A 22,772-nucleotide genomic window follows, 5' to 3' on the forward strand; every position below is an offset into this window, starting at 1 on the left:
GTACAAAGTTATAAAATCGCCCTTCCTAACCAAACGCTCTTTTACTTCTTGCCAGGTAGTTTAATGTTCAGATTTAGATTACTGGCCTTATCCAAACCCTTTTTGAGCAGCTCGAAATATAGGGTAATATATAGGATCAACGACATTAACCAGATGACAATTAAATCAAACCAGAAAGTGTCTATTTGCGCCCCCAGAAAGTTTTTATAGGGAGCAAAAAACTGTGCCCTGTAATCCAACGGACCTTTGGTTTTAGGATCCATGAAGACAGGGTTAATCTGCTGGATAAGTTGGCCATCATATTCTATGATGCGATCCTTTACTGAGATATTCATTACCAGATCAGCCAGGCTTTCATTGTAATACCTATTCTTGAAGTCGTTAAGGTTATAGTCCATTTCCTTGTTGCTCTCGAAATAGGCAATCATACGTTCGCGCAAGGCAATTTTCTGGTTATACGTTTTTTGATACAGCTCTTTGTAATCAGCCAAATAGGTCTCGATACTTTTATAGGTTGCTGTTGAGTATCCCTTTGCTGTTAAAGCTTTGTCCAGGTCGATTTGTTCCAAACCGTTTTTAAAGGGCTCGTGCTTAATTTCCTCTTTTAGTATCTGCAGTTCTTTATCAACAATGCTTAATATAGAATCATTTTTACTTTCGAAGTGATCATTAGCATAACGATTTCTTTTCTTGAGTTCTTCTACCAGAAAAGCAGTTTTAAAATCGGCTTGTGCCTCTTCCTTTTCCAGTGAATAATAAGGCGCTTCATAGCTGTTATTCTTAAATTGATAAACAGCCAGGGCTTCGTATGCCCATCGGGAAGCCATCATATCAGCAATAACTGGTACTTTACCCTTTGTACTAATAATATTGTTAAGCTTATCAAAACTAAATAATAAACCACTCAGAATCATTTGAGGAATGAGTAGGAGGGGAATCATTACATAGACCGTTACAGCTGAGTTGAAGGCTGAAGAAATATTAAGCCCTAAAATATTAGCAAAACAAGATGTTGTGAAAAGCACAAACCAAAAGGGGAGGAGCATAGCCCACTCTATTTCTAAAATCAGGTTGCCGATCAATACAAAAGTTAGCGTTTGTAATGCAGAAAGTGAAAATAGAATAATGATTTTTGATTGCAGATAACTATTCCAGCTTAAGTTCAGGAATGATTCACGTTTAAGAATTTTCCTGTCTCTGATGATTTCCTCAGCACTCACGGTTAATCCCATGAAAAGCGCTACGATAATTGACATCAGCATAAATGCCGGGAAGTTGTCATTAAAGCGGAACATATACTCTCTTCCACCAGGTGCACTTCTATACTTTATAATAAAAGCAAGAATAGCGGCTAATAAAGGCGCTTCCAGTAAGTTAATGAGTAGGTATTGCTTATTGCTGAGTTTAGCAAGCGTATCGCGAGTAGTAAAAATTAAAGTCTGCTTCCATTTACTTGGTAGGAATAGCGATTGAGCAGGTGCTTCTTTGATGTCTTCAACACGGCTAATCTTGAAACGCTCAGCGTATAAATCGTACCACTGTGGTGGACTTACTTTTCGCTTATTAGTTGGCTGACCGTATTCATCAACAACCTTTGCCTCAATAATATTGAAAATTTGTTCAGGGTTTACATTACCACAAGTCTCACATTGACCACGGTTGCTGTCTACCTGATGGGTTGATTTTTTAAAATAAGTAACTGCTTCAACTGGAGGGCCATAATAGGCAGGGTAGCCACCCGTGTCCATAATGATCATCTTATCAAACATTTTATAGATGTCTGACGATGGTTGGTGAATAACAACGTAGATCAGTTTTCCCTTTAAGGAAAGTTCTTTAAGTAAGTCGATTACGTTTTCAGAGTCACGTGACGATAAACCTGAAGTAGGTTCATCGAGGAATAGTACTGCCGGTTCGCGAATCAATTCAAGGGCGATATTAAGACGCTTACGCTGACCACCTGAGATAGTTTTCTCCAGGGGATTACCCACTTTTAAATCTTTACGCTGATCGAGGCCCAGGTTTTCCAATACCTCCATCACACGCTGATGCAATTGCTCTTCGGTAAAGTTTGCGAAGCAAAGTTTAGCGTTGTAGTAAAGGTTTTCGTAAACTGTTAATTCTTCAATGAGTAAATCATCTTGTGCTACATAACCGATAACACCTTGAATCTTATCTTTCTCTTCAAAAATATTGAAGCCGTTAATAATGATTTCGCCTTTGGTTGGTTTAACCAAACCAGCTAAAACATTTAACAAGGTTGTTTTACCTGCACCACTGGCGCCCATTATACCAATGAGTTTACCAGGCCCTTCGGCAATCATTACATTACGTAGACCAATGGCTCCGTTAGGAAACTGCAACTCGTCAATACGTGCATTGAAAGAAAGTCTCGCAGTTTTAAGTTCTTCATTAAAGTTGGCAACGGTATCGCTATAGTAGATAGCGTTACCAGCCTGTGTTTTGATGGTGCTGCCAGGCGAGAATAGATAGAGTCTGCCCATGCTCATGGGGAAGCCATTGAGCATGTTTATTTCCGGGCCAAGGTACCGGACAAAGAACATATCAACACTTTGCACACGCATAAAAAACAGAAGACCTTCTACATGTCCGTGCAAGTGATGGTAAACAGCATTAGGATCTTTGTCACCTTCTTCTACAACAAGTATATCGGTAAATTGTAAGGCTTGCTTGTCGGCACCGGTAATAAAACTTTCTATGAGGTTGTACTCAGTTTCTACAATGTTAAATACAGTAGATACCGTATTGATAATTTCTTTGCGTTGGGGGGAGAAGTTTTTATCCACACTTACCAGTTCCAAAAGCTTGGTTAATACAACTACTTTTTGCTTTTGGGTAAGCGTTTTATTGATCTTCTTACAAATACCAAGTGTGCGAACAGAGTCCTTAACGGAAGTTAGTTTCTTTTTACCATCCTCTTCTTCGGTTTTTCCATAGCCCACAAACTCATCGTACAGTGCTAGGTATTCCTTCACTGTATCCTGATCTAATTCAGTCTGGAAGAAGTTAATTACATATTGTCGCTCGCGCTCTGTAACCCCACCATCTTGTTTGGTAATAATGGCAAAAAGCTGGGTTAACGCCTTGAGTATTTCCTCACTCATCCTCTATAAATTAAAAAATTCAAGATTAGAGATTCAAAATTTACCAATGAACCCTCAATCTTGAATTGTGAATGTTGAATCTTGAATTATTAGTAGGTTTTGAATTCAAAAGGGATCTCAACCAATTCAGAGAATTCCTGTCCGGCTTCTTCCATATCCTCATCGTCTTCATGGAAATACCACACGATTTTCATTCCTTTAATATCCTCTAATGCAGAGAGTACATCAAGAATAAGTTTAGAAGATGCAGTATTGAAATATTCCAGTTTTAGTGTAAACTCGGTTGATGGGTTGGGATCTTTACCGTAGCTGGTGATCCAATCAATAACAGGACGATAAAATTCAGCAGAATCTTCTGGCAACGAACGGCCTGAGATCTCGAAAATACCATTCTTTTTATCGAGCATTATTTTTGGTGTATCTTCTGATCCTTCGAGATTAAGAATTTCCATTGTATGTACAGTTTATAGAGTTCAACATTTTTTTGATTAGGCTTCGCGCGGTACGTTAACCTTTAAGCAGAAGAAATTATATTCGGCATTCATTTCAGGGAAATCAAATTCTAATTTCTCGCCTGACTTACGTGCCATGTCAACAAAGCCAAGTCCTGCACCACCTTTTTCAGAGATTTGAGTGTTCTTGATGATCTCTTTATACATCTCCTTTAGACCTTCTTTATCCAGCTGGTTCAATTCATCTAGCTTGCGCTTCAGATCAGCGGTGACCGATTTTTTAATTGGGTTCCCAGTCATGATAGAGTAGCGATCGGCCTGTTTACCGATCATAAAAATAGCGCTTTGGCTTGTCAGGTTTCCGGCCGCGGCATTGGCTTCGCTACTGTGCTTAACAATGTTTTGTAGCGACTCAACCATTACGTTGAATACCTTCCTTTTAATACCTGATTCTTCTCCCGAGGAATCAAGGTTGCGTTCAGCCATTGCAAGAATTGACTTTGTGGTTTCCTGGGTGAATTCCCCCTGGTAAACGATAATCAGGTTCTGCGCCATCATGGCGTTGTGCAAGTCGTAGATGTAGTTCATTGGCCCATTGTGGGTTAAGTGGGAATGAGATAAAGTTAACTAAGTTTTACTATTTCAGTGCCCTTTCGGGCTCAAATCTGCATTATTTTCTAAACTTTTCTAAGTTTGGCTTAAGTAGGTGATCAAAAGTTTTTAATCAACCTGCTGTAGACCTATTCTATTTAAAATTTTAGTATTGTTCGACTAAAAATAAACTGGTTTATAACCACTTGATTTTCTTGATACTTCTCTGATTGGCCTCACTTCTACCTCTCTCCAAAGGAGAGAAATAACAGAATCAAGAAAATCAAATGGTTAAATAGGGTTTATCAATTTTAGTCGGACAGTAGTGTTAAAATTTAATACCAATCAAGAGTACGTCATCTGTTTGTTTTTGCTCGCCTCTCCAGTTCTCCCACTCTTCATCAAATATAGTATGGGCATCAGGCATAGGCAACTTGTGTACCCGTTCTATAACCTCCCTTACTTTTTTAGGACCAAACTTGCGCCCTTCCGGTCCGCCAAACTGATCAGGGAATCCATCAGAGCTAAAGTAAATGGAATCGCCTTTGCCCAGTGTAAGCTTGGTATTCGTAAAGTTGGTTTGGTTTTTATAAATACCACCACCTATCGGGAACTTGTTACCTTTTACCTCCTCCATTACACCATTCTTCATGGCATAAAGCGGACGGTGTGCACCGGCATATTCAACTTCACGGGTATCCATATTAATCTTACACAATGCGATGTCCATACCATCTTTGGTAGTGGAGTCTTCATCTTGACGAAGGGTTTTAGTGACACCCTCATCTAATAAATCCAGAATAATACCTGGTTCGGTAATTTTCCGGCTTCGCACAATATCATTTAGTAAGAAATAACCAATCAATGAAAGCAAGGCACCTGGTACTCCATGACCTGTACAGTCAACGGCTGCAATATAAATGTCTTCTTTTACCTGCATGTACCAAGGGAAGTCACCACTTACTACATCTCTTGGCTTATATAAGATAAAGGAGTCGGGTAGGGTCTTATTGATTACTCGGTTATTTGGTAAGATAGCAGTCTGGATACGTTTAGCGTAGTTAATACTTTCTGTGATCTTCTTGTTTTTGTTCTGGATTTCAAGTTCGATCATCTTACGCTCTGTAATATCATGCGATACAACAAGCACCGATTCTAATTTACTATTCTCATCAAATTCGGGGATGGCGTTTACCTGCATAACGCGTTGACCGAGTTCTGAAGGGAAGTCCATTTCAGTAGCTACTGTTTTGTTAGTCGTGTTTACTTCCTCCAATACCCTTAACCAACCATCGATAATCGCTTTGTCGATATCTGTTTCCTGCATTTTTCTATTGAGGAACAATGAAGGCTTCTGACCTGTATAAGATTCTATAACCGGGTTGATGTAGGAGATGGCTTCGTTCTCCAGACGTGTAATAAGGTCGGGAGAGTTTTCGGATAGCGCCTGCATTTTAGAACGCATACGTGTTTCCTGTTCAGCTCTTCTACGTTCAGTAATGTCGCGTGAGTTAAGGATGAAACCGTGAATGGCCGGATTCGACATGGCGTTCGTACCAGTAGTTTCTATCCAGATAAATTCACCACTCTTAGTTTTGTATTCGTATTGAACGGAAGCTCTTTCCTCAGGATGTTCTCTAAGTTTTTGGAAGAAGCCCTTCATTACTTCATGATATTCAGCTTTTACATTTTCGATATCGCTGTGGCCGATTAACTCTTTTTGTTCGTAGCCCAGAATGGTTTCAACAGAAGGAGAGATGTAACGGATCGATTCATCATCTTCATAGATGGTAATAACCTCAGAAGCATTTTCGAGCAATAACTGCATTCGTTTTTGCGTACGATTTACCTCTTCAATTTGCTCTTCCAGCTTTTTGTTAGAGCGCTCCAACTCTTCGGAGGTAGCCTGCATCTCTTCAGCGTTCTGACGCAATACTTCGCCTTTCTCCTGAAGTTCGTTACTCATTTTTTGAGACTCTTCCAGTAAGTTGCGAGTACGTTCGTTTACTTTAATATTAAAGATGGTTCGCGCCAAAATCAAACTTAATTCTTTTACAAAGTTGATCTGAGATGGCGTGAATTTTTTGAAGCCTGCAAATTCCAGCACACCATATACTTCTTCATTGGTAATTAGTGGTACAATGAGTAAAGCTGTTGGGCGCTGGTCACCTAACAAGCCTGAAGTTAGTGTTACATATTCATCAGGAATTTCGGTTCTTACAATGGTGTCTTTTTCTGCTACTGCTTGTCCTACTAAGCCTTCCGCAAAGCGGAAAGAACGTTTCAGGTATTTTTTACGGCCATAGGCATAGCTGGCGCGCATTTCAATTAGCTTTTGTGCTTCATCATCATCGTTCACCACATAGAAAGCACCTTGAATGGCTTCAATTTTATCAAGGATAAACTTGATAACATCATCGCCCATGCCTTCAATGCTATCGTGCATACGTAACACCTCACTGATACCAGCCACACCACGCACGATCCAGTTTCTTTCGTTATCGCGCTTTTCATTTTCTACCAGATTCTGGCGCATATTAATCAGCGACATACCCAGCAAATCGTTTTCGCTGGCTGGTGTAAAATGCGAATCGTATTTACCTTCTCCGATGCGCTGAGCAAACTGGGCATTGTTTTTAAGTGTTACTACCAGTTCGTCTACTTTGTAGGCCATTTGGCCAAACTCATCTTTGCTATGTTCTTCAGTGGTTTCGGGTAGAACACCTTGTGCTACAAGATTAAGTGTGTTGCGTACATCTAGTAGGGGGCGTGTTAGAGCACGGGATAATGTCATGGTAAGCAAGAGTGCAAGTGTCATGATGCAAATGCCAGCATACATAAAAACGCGTGTTAGACTTCCATCTATGGAATCAGCTTCGGCTTTTGAAATCTTAGTTAATAGTACCCAACCGGTATTGTCAATTTTTTTCAGGATACGATAAACTTCTTCGCCTCTTGTATCTTTTGCCTGATGCAACTTTTCTTTTGCCTTGTCTTCAGTCTGAAGTGTTTCAACCAATTCTTTATTTTCGACTACGCGTATTGGGCCATTAGGATCAAGGCGAGTAGGGGTAATAATGGTGAAGGTTTTAAGTATGGGGTCTTGGCGAAGTAAAATGGTTTCACCGGTTTTCCCCAGACCTGTATAATTTGTCAGGTAAGCATTCAGGTCGTTTAAGGAGTAGCGGATAACAATCAGTTGCGTTTCTCCACCGATCTCAATAGGGGCAGTTGCAAAACCGAAGTAATCCTTTGCTTCCTTATAAACAGCGCTAAAATAAAATCCCATTCTACCCTTGTCGAATGTAGCTCCATCAGGGTCAGTGAAGTTACCAGCTTCACCTTCTGTTGATTTTATAATACTTCCTTTCGGTGTAATTATCATTATGGATTCAAAGCCAAAGAGCTCTTTCTGAGTCTGTAAAAATGAAATTACAGGGTCAGCACCTGCCAGACTATCGCTTTCACTTTCGTCAGCAGCTTCATCTCCACCACCAAACATATCCATCAGGTCCATACCACCTTCTTCTGGGGCAGGAGAATTCTGATTTTTAAGCACATCGGAGTTTTGAAGAATGACAAGTGCTTGTTTAATGCGTTCTGCTTGTTGATCTACATAATCCGATTTTGTTTCGGCCAGTGCACCCAGTGTTGCAGCATACTTTTCGTAAATATTTTTCTTATTATAATCCTGAGTGAAGAAACTAATAGCCACTATGGCAAGTCCTGTAAGCAGTAATACTAGCAGACTGATCTTCGTACTTATTTTTATATTCTTCAGCATAATATCTTACCCGTTTGCGCTTAAAAGGTTAGCAGCATCTTCTACAAATTTTCTTTGATTCTCGGTGAGTGGCTTAAAGCTGGATAGCTCCCAAACACCAACAACTTTTTCATCTTTCTTCAATGGTGCAATTAACAAATAACGTGGAGAGGCCATGCCTAGTCCCGATGCTATTTTCATGTAGCCCTCAGGGACTTCATCTATATACAAGGTTTTACCTACAACAGCTGACTGACCAATAAGACCTTCGCCTAGATCGAACTTTACACTTGTATTTTCACCAATGGTGAGTGCATAACCACCTGATAACTCAATCCACCTTTTGTCATCTTCTTCCTTTAAAGTGTAAAGTGCTCCTTGCCCTGATTCAAGTTGCCTGCAAATGGTTTTCAATGCCTGTAATGTAGCATCCTTTCCACCTTTCTGTGCAATTTGTTTAATTTCTGTCAGGTCGATATTACCATCTTCTGTATTAGACGACTGAGTATTATCGCTGTTATTGCTGTTCGACTTTTCTTTGAAAACCAATATTTCCTTTTTGTTTCGAAGCGCAATGATTAATGAAGCACCACCAAGGAGTGCGCTCAGGCCCATAAAAAACCAAACCTGCCCTGTATTTTCTGTTTGAAGGGAATAAACCGAATAAGCAGTTGCTCCTAGTCCTAAAACAAAGAGTACGGCAAGGAGAAGGCTTATACGGTGAGGATCAATTGCTTTCATCATTATTTGTATTGCTTGTCTAACTCTTTAAAAAACTCCACAATTTGGTCAACCTTTAGGACATGATCAATTTTTGTTACAGCTAAGGCAGCTTTTGGCATAGTATCAATCATGCATTCGCTAGGCTCCTGAACAATAGTTAATCCACCCCGCTCACTAATATGCTTCATACCTAAGGCACCATCTTTATTAGCACCTGACAATAAAATACCTATCAGCTTATCTTTATACACATAAGCACAAGTGCCCAGGGTAATGTCTATTGCCGGGCGGGAGTTGTTCACCATTTCCTCAGTTGACATGGCAAAGTAATTCCCCAATTCTACTGACATATGGTAGTTAGCCGGTGCCAGGTAGATACCGCCCTTTTTAATCGATTCTTTATCATAAGGTTCCGTTACGGGCGACACGCTTTTTAACGACAAAGCTTCCACGAAGCCATGGCGAACATGCTTTAGCCTGTGTAAAGCCATTATGATTGGTAATGGAAAATTCTTCGGCAACTGCGAGAGGATTTTTATCATCCCCTGAAAGCTGCCTGCTGAACCTCCAATTACAACCGCCTTATAGCTGTTATCTAAATTGAATTTGTTCATCGCTGACAACTTCGCTTAGTCTTTTATCTTTTTATAAACCTTCTCTTCATTATTTACCACAATAAAGCGGCTTGCATAATCGCACCAAATCAATGATTCTTTGGAGCCGATGGCCAGGTATCCATACCTGAACAAGCTTTCGTGGAACTTCTTCAGCACCTCATTTTGGAGGGTTTGATTGAAGTAAATCATGACATTGCGGCAAAGGATGAGGTCGAATTTGTTGAAAACTTCGCCCATTACCAGGTCATGTTTTCTGAAGGAAACATTCATAAGCAGGTTTTTATCGAACGCTGCATTGCCATTTTCCTCTTTATAATAATCTTTTAAGCTTTTTGTGCCTTGAAAGCGTATGTAGTTTTTCTCATTCAGTTCCATACTCTTCAATGAGTAAGTTGCCGCTTTGGCACGTTCAATAATGTTAGTATCTAAGTCGCTGGCTATGATGGTAACATCCTGGTGTATCCCCATTTCTTTTAAAAGAATAGCCATGGAAACAACTTCTTCTCCAGAGGAACAGCCGGCATGCCAGATTTTAAACTGCTTATGATTTAGCATAATACCGGGGATAATTTCCTCGCGTAGAATGCGCCAGAAGCCCGGGTCTCGAAACATTTCTGTTACGTTAACGGTGAGTTCGTCCAGAAATTCGTAGATAAACCCCGGATTATCAGTTAGCTTTTTGATAAGTCCATCAACGTTCAGTTTTTTAAGTTCCAGAATGCGCAAGACCCTGCGCTTGAATGATGACATCGCGTAGTTGCGAAAGTCGTATCGGTATTTTTGGAAAATTACTTCCGTTATCCGCTTGAGGTCTGCAATGTCAATGTCCTGCATAGAGAACGGTTTAGCTCGGTTTAAGTCAATGTTTTAGTGCCTTGCCAACACATTATCGATACAAGCCACTAACCCACATAAATGGGAAAACAAGATAGTTATTTGATGTAAATCGCTAACGATTTTATAATTAAAAATGAGTTTTAGTTTTCAATGTTAGTCAAAGCATAAGATGGGGAGTCTGTAGTTATGACAAAAGTACAAAGGCAATTATAAGCAAAATGCTGATAAGAAGAATACTTGTGTTATCAACATAATGACTATTAAAAGCGTAACTACCTGATTATTTGTTTTTTAGACTCTCCTGAGTCATTCGTAAGGCTTCCAGCTGTATACGAAGGTCATGCTCAACCGATTCAAGACCTTTGCTTGTTGCAGATTTTGCCCCTGGTTTTTCAAGGGAGGCAATCGTTTGCTGGTAGCCTACTTCTTTTTGCTGCATTTCATCCTGCATGGCAGATAGACGTTGCATATTTTGTCGGAGGCTCTGCTCTTGCTCTTTAAGTGCCTCTGATTTTCTTTCCGCCTCAATCAGCATCTCTTTCATACCCGCAGACTTATAGGCAATGGTTATAATATCCGCTACAGATTTTGCAAAATCAACTTCCTCGGGTGACCATGGCTTTTGAATGCCCTGATGCTCGCAGCAAATAACGCCTCCAACCTTTCCGTTTATAAAAAATGGAACATCCAGCATTGATTTAATATTAAGTACATCGAGATATCCGGTTTTAAATTCGGCAATGGCTTCATGGTTAAATGCATCTTGGGCAACGATTACTTCTTCTGTTTCAATTGACTCGAAGTAACGGGGTAAATCTTTTTTATAAAGCGTCATGCCGGCAGTGAAACTATTCTTTTCCTGTTCATAGAGTTTTACAAGCTCTATGCTTTTTGTTTCACTATGGTAAGCCCAAACGGCTGATCGTGTTATACCAAATCTTTGTGTAAGTGATTTGGTCACTGCTTCAAGTGCCAAACTCAAATCTCCATTCTGAACATGTTCGTTGCGTGTTAGGTCAAGCAGTAGTTTACGATTAGCCAGGATTTCCTCAGCTTTGCGGGATTCCAACTTGAGTAGTTCTTCACTTTTGTTTTTCAACAACACATCATTAGTAATGTCTTTTGTGAACACACAAGCACCCATTATTTCATTTTCCTGATTGTAAACGGGTGTGGTGGTAATTTCATAATGTTTACCGAAGTACTCTTCATTGAAAACAATTGTTTCGCCATGGAATACACGATCGTATCTATCTTTAACTGCGGCACGATCTCCTTTGGTAAACGAAAAGACATCCATGCCTTCTTTCAACTCAATACCCTGTACTTTAAAACTCTGGTAAATGAATTTGTTGATTACCGCTACCTTATAATTGCGGTCTATGGTCATCATGGCATCTTTAGCTGCATCAAGAATGCTACGCAGGTAAGCTTCTTTGTCTTGCGATTCTTTGGCCACACGTTCCATACTTTCTTGCGTGGCCTGTAACTCTTCCATGTTCTGGCGCATCTCCTCTTCCTGTGCGCGCATTTCCTCAGCTTGTTGCTGTGACTGGTCTAGTAAGATACGCGTGCGCTCGTTAACCTTAACGGCAGAGAAAGTAGAAGCAATGCTCTCGCCAATTTTTTCACAAAAGACGATTTCATGTTGTTCAAAATCCCTGAATGATGCAACCTCAAGAACACCCACTACTTCTTGTTCAATTTTTAGGGGAACAAGTATCAGTGTGTGCGGGTTTGCTCCTCCTAATCCTGAGGTAATGGTGATGTAATTTTTAGGAATTTTCTTGAGATGTATGGTTGCTTTTTCAAGATATGCCTGACCTACCAAACCTTCGCCAATGGCAATTTTACGTGTCAGGTATTTCTTTCTTTCAAAGGCATAAGAGGCTTTAAGTTCGAGAAATTTATTGTTTTCGTCTTCATCATTTAAGATGAAAACACCACCTTGATTCGCTTTTAAATATTTAACAACGAAGATAATAACTTCTTCAGATAGTTTGGTCATGTCGTGGTTGGCAGTACGCAATAACTCACCGAAATTTGCAAGACCTTCGGTTGCCCAAACACGCTTTTTCTCTTCCTCGGCACTGGCTTTCATTTGAACCTTCATGCTTACGAGTTCGCCAGCCAGGTTTTCTTTATTCAGATCGAAAGTTTCATCAGTGATACCCTCCAGACGGGCATTGAAATTACCCTTGCCAATTTCTCTTACAAATTCCGTTGCATAGCGAAGGTTATCTGTAATGTCGGACACAACATTATCAGAATTAAATGGTTTTCCGTTATTGAGCAACTGTTCGCGATTGCTATTGTCGAGCGCTTTCAATTGCAATACCTTGAGTTTCTCAGTCTTTCTGATTTGGATGAGAAACAATACAAGAAAAGCCATAATGACTGGACCAATGATGTATGCAGCAATAGTAGCTGCCAGTATGGTGAGTATTAACACTAAGATAATGCTTGCACCTAGGAGTACTTCCGAAGAATTCTTTTTTATCCAGGTAATAAAATCGCGCCCCATATAAACAGCTTATTGAAAGCCGAATATATCTAAAATCAACTTAATAAGCCGATGGATTTTTGAATAAAATATTTACTTGGTTACGGGCAGTTCCATAAAGTTTTAAATGGCAAGAATCCCTGGGTTTTATTACTTATAGTTCTTCTGAGCTTCGCTTATAGAACGACTGTCTCTTTCAGCTTTAGGATTTACATTCAAAGCGAATGATTGTATTTTTTTAATGCCTGTAAGCCTGGTTTATAAATTAACCTTGCTGAAAGCAAAAGGAAGCAATGAAGCAGCAGAAGGCGCCACAACCCATTCATGATCATGAGATAACATAATAATTTCGAAAGGAGTCGCCTGACGTTTCTCGCTTTCCAACATGACTTGGCGACAGCCACCGCAGGATGCTGCAGGTGTCAATTCTTTATGGTCTTTCTTGCGGGCTACAATAACAACCTTCTTTATTTTTTTATCAGGATGTTGAGCATTAGCTGAAAAAACTGCTAGTCGCTCAGCACATAATCCGGCAGGGTAGGCTGCATTTTCCTGATTGGTGCCCAGTATTACATTACCATCTTCCAGTAGTACAGCGGCAGATACATGAAAGTTTGAATAAGGTGCATAGGCATGTTCTAGCCATTCCGTAGCGCGATGTGCCAAGTATTGTGTTTCAGGATCTAAAACATCCAGGCTTTTAAAATATTTAAAATCACTCATGAAGACTGTAAGTTAAGCAAAAAAAGTATAAGGATATCAACGTTGTATTTGACGTTCGAAACAAGAAAAAATTACAGTAATTTGCTGCTCATGAAATGTATACTTGTACTGGGTGCCGGTCGCTCTTCTTCCTGTTTAATAGATTATTTGCTTAAAGAAGCAAAGCTTAATGATTGGCATATTGTGGTAGGGGACTTATCAGTTGAAGCGGCCAGAGAGAAGGTTGGAGAACATAAGAATGGTGAAGGCATATTCTTCTCCATTGATGACGTAGCCTTGAGCAGCACATGGATTGCTAAAGCCGATTGCGTTATTTCACTATTGCCAGCATTTTTACATCTCAAGGTGGCTATGCTATGCCTTGAATTGAACAAGCATTTACTGACGGCCAGTTACATCTCGCCTGAAATGAAGGCAATGCATGAAGAGGCAGTAAAGAAGAATTTGTTATTCCTCAATGAATGTGGTCTTGATCCCGGCATCGATCACATGAGTGCTATGCTGATTATTGATAAGATTCACGATAAGAAGGGCAAGCTTATTTCATTTGAATCGTATACTGGTGGCTTGATTGCACCTGAGACTGATCCTGAAAATCCATGGCGATATAAATTTACATGGAATGCACGCAATGTAGTAATGGCTGGACATGGTACAGCCAGGTTTTTGGAAGCTGGACAATTTAAGTACGTACCTTATCAGCAATTGTTTACAAGAACTACATCAATAGAAGTGCCTGGCTTTGGTGCCTATGAAGGTTACGCCAATAGAGACTCGTTGCAATATATTGATACCTATGGATTAAAGGATATCCGTACCATGATACGCGGTACCCTGCGTAACAAAGGCTATTGCGATGCATGGAATGTATTAGTTCAATTGGGCTGTTGTGATGAAGGCTATGTTTTGGAGAACCTACCTGCAATGACGCACCAATCCTTTATTGAGACATATCTTAGGTCGGGTTCAGGTACAGTTGAAGATCGTTTGTGCCAACAGTTTAAACTAGATAAAGAAGGTGAGGAGATTAAACGTTTACGATGGTCTGGTTTCTTTTCTGATGAAAAAATAGGGATGATGAAGGGGACGCCAGCTCAGGTGGTTGAACACATTCTGTCAAAGCGCTGGACTTTATCACCACTGGATAAAGATATGATAGTGATGTGGCACAGGTTCATTTATTCAATAGGTGATCAGTTATATGAAGTGCAAGCCTCACTGGTTGCTAAAGGTGATGATTCAATATCTACGGCTATGGCTAAAACAGTTGGATGGCCACTGGCTATTGCCGCCAAACTTTTGATGTTGGGCAAAATTACGGAACGTGGTGTTTGTATGCCCATAATGCCATCGTTGTATGAACCAATATTAGAAGAGCTTGATGGCTTAGGTATTCGTATGCATGAAGATGAGAGGAGGATAAAATAATACTAGTTTCTTTTCAGTTTTGTATAAGTAAGTAAGCTAAGTGGTAGCGATGCCAGGAAAAGAAATGTCAGCTTGCTGTCTTTTGTTATCAGATAAAAAAGAAGACTTATTAATCCATAATAAACAGGTGTAGTAAAAACTCCCAGGGCAAACTTTACTGAACTGATAAACTGCGGGTCTTTGATTTTATTTTTAATTAAAGCCTTTATCCACCAATACTGAAGTCCATGCGATAGATAGACATAGAGTTGTATTGGCAGAAGTAGAATTGAAAGCACGGTATTAGGCTTCTTTACATCCGATTTTTCAGGATATTGAGCTGCCACTTTGCAGTCGGCATCAAACTGCTTGATCATATCTGAATGATATTCTCTGTTACTGATTAAATGTTGTTTTCGCTCGAGGTACTCACTTTCAGGTTTTAAATCTAAAGCAAGTGATTTAATAGCTTTATACGCCTCTTCAACCAGCAAGTCGAGTTTCTCTCTTTCAGTTTCTGCCTTTGCAATAATGGAATTAACCGATAGTGAATCACCAATGTTGAGAAGTACACGCGCATTAAAACCATGATGTTCAGTGTAATGAATACCGAAGGGAACGATGCGCAAGGGTACATCAGGATGCTGGCTATTAAACATTAGGGCTAAACGCGCAAAGCCTTTTTGAAAATTACGCATGCTCCACGGTTCATTGTGATTGGCCTCAGGGAAAAGCAGAATTACTTCATCCTTTTTCATCAGATCAACACAATCTTGTAAAATGATGTCGTTGTTTTTAAGTGTACCAAAACCATCGCGAAAGCGGTAGATTGGTTTAAGGTGAAGAATGCTTAATAATTTGGCAGCCCATGGTTTATTAAAAACACCAGCTCTGGTTAAATAATATGGATTTCGTGATCCAGAGCAAGTCATGAGAATAGCATCAATAAACGCATTTTGATGATTGGCTATAAAAATGAGTGGCCCCTGAGTTGGTATTTTTTCTTTACCCTTTACCTGCCACTGCTGATAATAAAATCTTAGACCAAGGCTGCAATACGATTTTAAGAAACGATAGGTAAAAGAAGGATTCATGTAGATTGAAAGATCGCTTTACGCCTGATTAAATAAGAAAAAACAAAACCACTGATTAAATGCCAAACGCCCCACCAGGCAGCTACTAATGCCATGGAGCCATTTCCATCAAAAAATGTGAAGATCAGTACAAGACCAAGTCCTGAGTTCTGTATACCGGTTTCTATAGCAATTGTTCTATTAACAGCCTCGTCATTTTTTAACAGGTAACTAAAAAGGTAAGCACCCATTAATCCAAGTGCATTGTGTAATACAACAATCCAGAATACGGTTAATATATGGTTGGTAAAGGCTTCTTGGTTATTGTAAAGTGCCACCAGTATAAAGGCAATCAACATAATTATAGATAAGATTCTTACTGTCTTTGCAATTTTTAAAGTTGTTTCGCTTAAATAATGTGCGAAAAGCATGCCTGCTAAAAGTGGTAGTAGTAAAATACCAATCATGTTGTAGAACAAATCGAAAAAATTAATTTCAAATGATTTGATGTGAATACTTAATTCAGGAAAGATTGAAGCCCAGGTAAAAAAGCTAAGTGGAGTAAGTATAAATGCGAAGAGTGATGAAAAGGCAGTAAGAGTTACAGATAAGGCAAGATTTCCTTTTGCTAACAATGTAAAGAAGTTTGAAGCATTGCCCCCTGGGCAAGCAGCAACTAAAATCATTCCTAATGCCAACCCAGGTGCGGGCTCGAAGAGATAGATTAAAACAATAGTACCAAGTGGAAGCAAAAGGTATTGAGACAAGAATCCGGTTAGGAGTGCCTTTTTATTATTGCGCAATTGAAAGAAATGAGCGGGCTTTATTTCCAGGGCAACCCCAAACATAATAAAAGCCAAGCACAGATTTAGCGCAAACAGGGAAGAAGGAGAGAAGTGCAGTTGTGGTTCCACTCGCTTAATTTGTTTGAAAGATAAAAATATCTTTTCAATTTAAACCCTGCTCGTAGCCAATATCGGCAGGCAAGTGTGTGCCATTTGCGGCATTAACGGCCAACTGGTCACAACGCTCATTTTCAGGATGTCCGGCATGGCCTTTTATCCAGGTGAAACGAGGTTTTAATTTTTTGTGGAGTGGTATATAACGAAGCCATAAATCTACATTGGCTTTGTCTTTAAAGTTTTTCTTTTCCCAGTTCCATAGCCAGCCTTTCTCCACTGAATCAACTACATATTTGGAATCAGAAAATATCATGACAGGCAAGTCATTTTTCTTAATGGCCTCTAATCCCGTGATTACAGCCAGAAGCTCCATTCTATTATTGGTTGTTAAACGAAAGCCCTGTGATAGCTCTTTTTCGTGGGCACCAAATTTAAGAATAGTACCAAAACCCCCAGGCCCAGGATTGCCCTGTGCGGCCCCATCCGTATAAATGCGGATCATGCTTAAAAGCTAAAATTACTTTTGAAAATCTTAACAGCAATGGCGAGTAGAATTACACCAAATACCCGCCTTAATACTGCGAAGCCAGATTTACCGATTACACGTTCAAGCCAGGCCGATGAACGCAAAACCAGATATACAAAAGCAAGATTTACCACAATGCCAACCAATACGTTGACCTCGGCATACACCGCACGTAGCGATAAGATTGTTGTTAAAGTTCCGGCACCTGCAATTAAGGGAAAAGCCAACGGTACAACCGATCCAGAGCCCGAAGCTTCCGGATCATCTTTGATTAGTGTGATACCCAGAATCATTTCCATGGCTACTATAAAAATCACTATGGCACCAGCCACAGCAAACGAAGCGACATCCAGGCCAAAAAGTTTTAAAATGGATTGACCAAGGAATAAGAAGCCTACCATTAATACAGCTGAGATAATGGTTGCTTTTTCAGATTGAATGCGCCCCTCTCTTTTTCGAATGATGATAATAAAAGGGATAGATCCTAAAATATCGATTACAGAGAAAAGGATCAGTGATACTGAGAATATTTCCTTGAGGTCTAGCATGGCGCAAATTTACTATTTATTTTATGTGTAGCTTCATTTGCCACAGATAACACAGATTGCCACAGAAAGAATTTTAGTTATCTGATACTTTTGGGAGACCCTAGATATTTTGATAGCAGTACTTTGGCAAAGAAAATTCCTTTACCAATACCCTTGTCTGTATTTTATTTTGACTTGAAATCCGATAAAAACTTTTGCAATGCCTTAATTTCTTTGGTTTGAAGTGCAGGGAAGTTGGCTATTCGAAAAGTAGTTGACTTCAGGTCCCCATATCCCTCGCCAAGTATGTAACCTGCCTTTTTTGCTTTTGATTTTATTAAGCTTACATTGAATGGATCAGATATAATGGGCAGTACAGTTTGCGACTGTACAGCGGAATTTTCAATCAGCAGACTTAAACCTTTTTGCTTTTGTATGAAATCTTTCCATTGTTTAAATCTTGCTTGCGTTTGTTTGTGAATGGCTTTAATACTTTCCTGTTTCTCCATAACCCGCATGAGTAAGTAAATGGCCAATACATTAGGAGTATGCGTAGTTTGCCAAACTTCCATCATGTTAACCATGGCTGGTAAGCTGTTATAATGAAGTCGCTCGTTAAGGTTGCGAACTCTTTCAATAGCTTTAGGAGAACAAACCATCACAGCAAGACCTGCAGGTAAGCCAAAGCATTTTTGAACGGAAGCAAACCACACATCTGCCTGTTTAAAATCCAAGAATATACCAGCCATTGACGAAGTGGCATCTACTGCAATGATAGCTCCAGGGTTGTTTGACCTGAAGCGCTTAAGGATATCGTTGCTTACCTGTGTACCATTGCTGGTTTCGTTTTGGGTAAGACAGATTAAAGCCTGTTGATAAGGAAATACGTATTCTTCTGGATGTAATGCCTCTTCCCGGCTAAAAAGGATGCCCTCTGCCTGATGATTTAAGGCAACAGTATAATCAAACCATTTTTTACCAAATGCCCCGTTGAAAAGATGATAACTCTTTTCGCCACTAAGGGATTGTGCCAGAATTTCCCAACATTCGGTAGCAGACGAAGTATATAGAATGGTGTAGTTTTTAGGAATAGAAAGTTTTTGCTTGAGCAGTCGATCAGTTTTTTTGGCCAAGGCAATAAACTCCGGACTTCTGTGATTTATGCTTACAATACCTTCTTTCACTGCATCCTTAACATAGGCAGGAATGGTATCATAAACGCGTGAGGGGCCAGGATAGAAAGAAACCATTTTATAAATTCTTGTAACGTTCAAAATATTCAATGGCCATCGCATAGCCTTCTAATCCGAAACCAGAAAGCAGTCCAATGCATTTTGATGTAATCAGACTTTTATGCCTGTATTCTTCTCGTGCATAAATATTGGAAATATGAACCTCGATCGTCTTTATTTTAACAGCACCTAAAGCATCGTGCAAAGCAACGGAAGTATGGGTATAGGCACCGGCATTCAGAATAATACCATCAAATGAAAATCCTACTTCATGAATTTTGTTAATCAGCTCACCTTCAATGTTGGATTGATAATAGTGAAGCTCATTTGCAGGGAAACGTTTTTGTAGTTCCTCAAAATAATTATTGAAATCACGACTTCCGTATATGCTTTCCTCTCTTACCCCCAATAGGTTAAGGTTGGGGCCATTAATAATTTGGATTTTCATGCTCCAAATTACAATGTTTTAGAAGCTGATAATGCGTAAAACTTATTTTTTTGTTTGAAAAGTTAGTCGTTAAGACCCCAATCGTATTCCAGGTAAGAAATGTCTGCCTTGTTCGATAACTGAACTTTGGAATGGTTGTTTATAAAGCTTCTGACGCTTGCGCCTTTCTTATTAAAATCCATACTATACCATTTAAAAATCAGACTCAGCTGCCCTTTATCAGCGGTTATCTTGTTTCTAAATGAATCGGCAAGGTATGCGCTTGATTGTTTATTCAGTTGTGCATTGAGTTTGTCAGCCGTGTATGCTTCATTCAGTAAAATGGGGCATGACTTGCTGGCACAAACGAGTGCCATGTGTATGCGAGGATCGTCAAAGTTCTTTCTAAGCTGGCCATGCTCAATATTGTTCAGGTCCATTTTCTCTTTTCCGATACGAATAAACTTGATGTCCCATGGCGTGTTTACAAAAGGAATTTGAACCTTGCTGCCTATATCTTTGATGCTTGCGATAGGATAGTAGTTAATAACCAACTTTATGGTAAAGGCATTGTAAGCGTTAATCCAATATGCCATTTGTTCGTTTTTGGTCCATGTTGTGGGATTGGGTGCATTCTTACTGATGATTGTTAGGTATTGATTCAACACAACCGAATCTTTTATGAAACCCTTGTAATTCACCCTTCCCTCGGGTGAAACATGCTTTTTTAACAAAGCATCATAGATGGCATGCGAGGGTGAGCCTGTTTGTGACCAGCTTTCTGTAGATAAGTTGAAAAGTATAAATAACAAAATACTACCTCGTAGGGCGTTACCTATGTTTATTTGAGAATTTATCATTAGTCTGTTCAACATTGTTGAAGAATACTTAGTTTTGGACGACTGCATATATGAGATCACTATTTTTACTAACAACTATACTTCTATTGGGGTTCAACTTTTATGGCTATTCTCAAAATGATACAATTAACGATGTGCGAAATTTTGACATAAAAGTGGCTGGAGTAATTGTAGGTGAAATGAAAGCCACCAAAAAGCACGAAGACACAATTACCCATTACACCATTAACAGCAAAGTAAAGTTCTGGTTTTTCGTAACTGTGGCTATTGAGCACACGGCTGAGGTGCTATATTATAATGATAAACTGATTTACTCTAAGTCTACCTCTGTTACTAACAATGGTACTTATCTAAGTACAATAATTTGGAATAAGGATAAATACGATGTTGAAGTGAATACTTATGATTACGTAAACAAAAGGAGTATTAACAAAGTAATAAAACATAATGTGGCAACGCTCTATTTTGAAGAACCAAAAGCAGTGAAAGAGTTATTATTAGATAGCTTTGGTGAAATGGCTACTGTAACAACAACTAAGGTAGGAACGTATCTGGTTGAAGTAAGTGGGAAAAAAAATTACTTTGAATATAAAGATGGAAAGCTTGTACTTGCCAATGTGCATAGCAAATTTAAAAATTATAATGTAGTCGCCCGGGCCTATGACGATTAGCGTTATTATTCCAACGGTAAATGAGGATGCGATTATTAGTGAAAGAATTTATTTTATCCGTGAACATGGGGGATCAACTGTAGTAGAGATAATTGTATGCGATGGCGATAGTGATGATGAAACTGTTATGCGTGCAGAGAAAGCCGGTGCACGGATTATTCGTTGTGCCGAACGAAACAGGGCCCTGCAGATGAATGCTGGGGCAGAACATGCCAAAGCTGATGTACTTTATTTTGTTCATGCAGATACGCAGTTAAACAGTAGCTTTGTAACAGATATATCAGGTGCTCTGACTAATGGTTTTGTCTCCGGTTGCTATCGCTATGTATTTGATTCAGAAAAGCTTATGCTAAAAGTAAATGCCTGGTTTACCCGATTCGACCTTATGTTTTGCAGGGGAGGAGATCAGACGCTTTTTGTGAAGAAAGAGGTGTTTAGAGCTTTAAATGGCTTCAATGAAAGTTTCGTGATCATGGAAGACTATGAATTTTTAAAGCGTGTGCAACAACAAGCCTCATTTCTGATCATTCCAAAATATGTAATTGTTAGTTCGCGTAAATATAATGACAATTCATGGTTAAGGGTTCAGTTCAGTAATCTGGTGGCCTTTTCCATGTATCGTTTTAAAATGTCACCAAAAAAAATTAAGATTGCCTACAAAAAAATGCTTAACTATCGGCACGATGGAATATGTAATTAGTGGAATACAACAGGTTGGTATAGGGGTTAGAGATGCTGAAGAGGCGTGGACTTGGTACCGTAAGCATTTTGGTTTTGATGTACCTATTTTTAAGGATGCCGCACGTGCTTCTTTGATGACACGTTACACATCGGGCATAGCTGAGACCCGTTATGCAATTTTGGCGATGAACCTGCAAGGCGGAGGGGGCTTCGAAATTTGGCAATATACCTCTAAGGAGCCCGTTGCAGCATCAGCTAAGCATGTTTTAGGAGACACTGGCATATTTGCGGTTAAACTTAAGTCGAATAATGTAGAACAATCCTATCAGTCACTTAAGAGTAAAGGCGCACATGTTTTAGGTAAACCAGAGAAATCACCTGATGGCCGGATGCATTTCTTTGTGGAAGATCCATATGGTAATTTATTTGAAATAACAGAAGGGCACAGTTGGTTTAAGCGTGGTACTTTCCCAAATGGTGGCGTAAGCGGTGTAGTTATTGGCGTATCCGACATGGAAAAAGCACTGCCACTATATAAGAATATTCTAGGGCACCAGTCTGTATGTTATGACAGCACGCAGAAATTCAGCGATCTGGAGAATCTGGAGGGAGGAAAGGATACTTTCAGAAGGGTGCTTTTAAAAGTTTCAGGTCCATGCCGAGGTGCATTTGGTAACTTACTGGGTAGTACTGAGATTGAATTGGTTGAGACAAAAGAACGTAAACCAGCCAAAATTTATGAAAGCAGAAACTGGGGCGACCTGGGTTTTATCCACGTTTGCTTCGATATAAGAGGCATGAAATTGTTGGCGAAGAAATGTACAGAAGTGGGCAATGCCTTTACAGTCGACAGTAGTAATTCTTTTGATATGGGTAAAGCAGCAGGGCACTTCTCTTACATTGAAGACCCTGATCAAACCCTTATCGAGTTTGTGGAAACACACAAATTACCAATTATTGAAAAACTTGGTCTTTTCCTGAATATTAAAAACAGAGCTCCTGAAAAGCCGCTACCTAACTGGATGTTGGGTATGTTGTCGTTAAACAGAGTTAAAGATTAGTAAGTTATTTCTTAATTAACTGATTATTTGTTTTGTAAGTAACTCAGCCATCTACAAACATTAGTTTGGTG

Annotated in this window: 20 protein-coding genes; 4 read left to right on the forward strand and 16 right to left on the reverse strand. The window is 39.5% G+C overall.

Annotated features, from left to right (window positions below):
• Positions 1 to 41 precede the first annotated feature (41 nt).
• From SanaruYs_RS01950 to SanaruYs_RS01990, 9 genes are all read right to left on the reverse strand, one after another.
• A complete protein-coding gene (locus tag SanaruYs_RS01950) occupies positions 42 to 3,125 on the reverse strand; it encodes an ATP-binding cassette domain-containing protein (RefSeq protein ID WP_127120820.1) in 3,084 nt (1,027 codons plus the stop codon).
• Between the two features lie 89 nt (positions 3,126 to 3,214).
• Positions 3,215 to 3,577, reverse strand: coding sequence for a DUF1987 domain-containing protein (locus SanaruYs_RS01955; RefSeq protein WP_127120821.1), 363 nt, complete (start codon positions 3,575 to 3,577; stop codon positions 3,215 to 3,217).
• A gap of 36 nt (positions 3,578 to 3,613) precedes the next feature.
• Complete coding sequence (locus tag SanaruYs_RS01960; RefSeq protein ID WP_127120822.1) at positions 3,614 to 4,165, reverse strand: SiaB family protein kinase; 552 nt, start codon at positions 4,163 to 4,165, stop codon at positions 3,614 to 3,616.
• A 331-nt stretch (positions 4,166 to 4,496) separates the two neighbouring features.
• Positions 4,497 to 7,952 (reverse strand): PAS domain S-box protein, encoded by a 3,456-nt coding sequence (locus SanaruYs_RS01965; protein ID WP_127120823.1) that lies wholly within the window; start codon positions 7,950 to 7,952, stop codon positions 4,497 to 4,499.
• A 6-nt stretch (positions 7,953 to 7,958) separates the two neighbouring features.
• Complete coding sequence (locus SanaruYs_RS01970; RefSeq protein WP_127120824.1) at positions 7,959 to 8,675, reverse strand: GAF domain-containing protein; 717 nt, start codon at positions 8,673 to 8,675, stop codon at positions 7,959 to 7,961.
• Positions 8,675 to 9,268: a chemotaxis protein CheB gene (locus tag SanaruYs_RS01975; RefSeq protein ID WP_127120825.1), complete on the reverse strand. Its 594-nt coding sequence runs from the start codon at positions 9,266 to 9,268 to the stop codon at positions 8,675 to 8,677. Before SanaruYs_RS01975 ends, SanaruYs_RS01970 begins: the two co-directional genes overlap by 1 nt.
• Positions 9,269 to 9,283: 15 nt before the next feature.
• Positions 9,284 to 10,105, reverse strand: coding sequence for a CheR family methyltransferase (locus tag SanaruYs_RS01980; protein ID WP_127120826.1), 822 nt, complete (start codon positions 10,103 to 10,105; stop codon positions 9,284 to 9,286).
• 283 nt (positions 10,106 to 10,388) lie between these two features.
• The gene (locus SanaruYs_RS01985; RefSeq protein ID WP_127120827.1) at positions 10,389 to 12,632 is read right to left on the reverse strand and encodes a GAF domain-containing protein; all 2,244 of its coding nucleotides are present in this window, start codon (positions 12,630 to 12,632) and stop codon (positions 10,389 to 10,391) included.
• 237 nt (positions 12,633 to 12,869) lie between these two features.
• Complete coding sequence (locus SanaruYs_RS01990) at positions 12,870 to 13,334, reverse strand: cytidine deaminase (protein ID WP_127120828.1); 465 nt, start codon at positions 13,332 to 13,334, stop codon at positions 12,870 to 12,872.
• Between the two features lie 90 nt (positions 13,335 to 13,424).
• Between SanaruYs_RS01990 and SanaruYs_RS01995 the strand changes: the two genes are divergently transcribed.
• Complete coding sequence (locus SanaruYs_RS01995; RefSeq protein ID WP_127120829.1) at positions 13,425 to 14,762, forward strand: saccharopine dehydrogenase family protein; 1,338 nt, start codon at positions 13,425 to 13,427, stop codon at positions 14,760 to 14,762.
• Between the two features lie 2 nt (positions 14,763 to 14,764).
• Here the strand turns inward: SanaruYs_RS01995 and SanaruYs_RS02000 are convergent, their stop codons facing one another.
• From SanaruYs_RS02000 to SanaruYs_RS02030, 7 genes are all read right to left on the reverse strand, one after another.
• Positions 14,765 to 15,835, reverse strand: coding sequence for a 1-acyl-sn-glycerol-3-phosphate acyltransferase (locus tag SanaruYs_RS02000; RefSeq protein ID WP_127120830.1), 1,071 nt, complete (start codon positions 15,833 to 15,835; stop codon positions 14,765 to 14,767).
• The gene (locus SanaruYs_RS02005; RefSeq protein WP_218022345.1) at positions 15,832 to 16,728 is read right to left on the reverse strand and encodes a bile acid:sodium symporter family protein; all 897 of its coding nucleotides are present in this window, start codon (positions 16,726 to 16,728) and stop codon (positions 15,832 to 15,834) included. Before SanaruYs_RS02005 ends, SanaruYs_RS02000 begins: the two co-directional genes overlap by 4 nt.
• Positions 16,729 to 16,762: 34 nt before the next feature.
• A complete protein-coding gene (gene rnhA / locus SanaruYs_RS02010; protein WP_127120831.1) occupies positions 16,763 to 17,218 on the reverse strand; it encodes a ribonuclease HI in 456 nt (151 codons plus the stop codon).
• A gap of 2 nt (positions 17,219 to 17,220) precedes the next feature.
• Entirely contained in the window at positions 17,221 to 17,790 is a 570-nt protein-coding gene (locus SanaruYs_RS02015; RefSeq protein WP_127120832.1) for a MarC family protein, read from the reverse strand.
• A gap of 164 nt (positions 17,791 to 17,954) precedes the next feature.
• A complete protein-coding gene (locus tag SanaruYs_RS02020; protein WP_127120833.1) occupies positions 17,955 to 19,019 on the reverse strand; it encodes an aminotransferase class V-fold PLP-dependent enzyme in 1,065 nt (354 codons plus the stop codon).
• A 1-nt stretch (position 19,020) separates the two neighbouring features.
• Positions 19,021 to 19,449, reverse strand: coding sequence for a type II 3-dehydroquinate dehydratase (locus SanaruYs_RS02025; protein WP_127120834.1), 429 nt, complete (start codon positions 19,447 to 19,449; stop codon positions 19,021 to 19,023).
• Between the two features lie 62 nt (positions 19,450 to 19,511).
• A complete protein-coding gene (locus SanaruYs_RS02030; RefSeq protein WP_127120835.1) occupies positions 19,512 to 20,288 on the reverse strand; it encodes a DUF547 domain-containing protein in 777 nt (258 codons plus the stop codon).
• Between the two features lie 50 nt (positions 20,289 to 20,338).
• Between SanaruYs_RS02030 and SanaruYs_RS02035 the strand changes: the two genes are divergently transcribed.
• From SanaruYs_RS02035 to SanaruYs_RS02045, 3 genes are read left to right on the forward strand one after another with little or no spacing between them, the layout of a single operon-like run.
• Positions 20,339 to 20,959 (forward strand): DUF6134 family protein, encoded by a 621-nt coding sequence (locus tag SanaruYs_RS02035; RefSeq protein WP_127120836.1) that lies wholly within the window; start codon positions 20,339 to 20,341, stop codon positions 20,957 to 20,959.
• Positions 20,949 to 21,659: a TIGR04283 family arsenosugar biosynthesis glycosyltransferase gene (locus SanaruYs_RS02040; RefSeq protein ID WP_127120837.1), complete on the forward strand. Its 711-nt coding sequence runs from the start codon at positions 20,949 to 20,951 to the stop codon at positions 21,657 to 21,659. The genes SanaruYs_RS02035 and SanaruYs_RS02040 overlap by 11 nt, the downstream gene beginning before the upstream one ends.
• Positions 21,643 to 22,701, forward strand: coding sequence for a VOC family protein (locus SanaruYs_RS02045; RefSeq protein WP_127120838.1), 1,059 nt, complete (start codon positions 21,643 to 21,645; stop codon positions 22,699 to 22,701). The genes SanaruYs_RS02040 and SanaruYs_RS02045 overlap by 17 nt, the downstream gene beginning before the upstream one ends.
• The last annotated feature ends 71 nt before the right edge of the window (positions 22,702 to 22,772 follow it).

Origin of the sequence: Chryseotalea sanaruensis, assembly GCF_003990915.1 — a bacterium.
GTDB classification, from domain to species: domain Bacteria; phylum Bacteroidota; class Bacteroidia; order Cytophagales; family Cyclobacteriaceae; genus Chryseotalea; species Chryseotalea sanaruensis.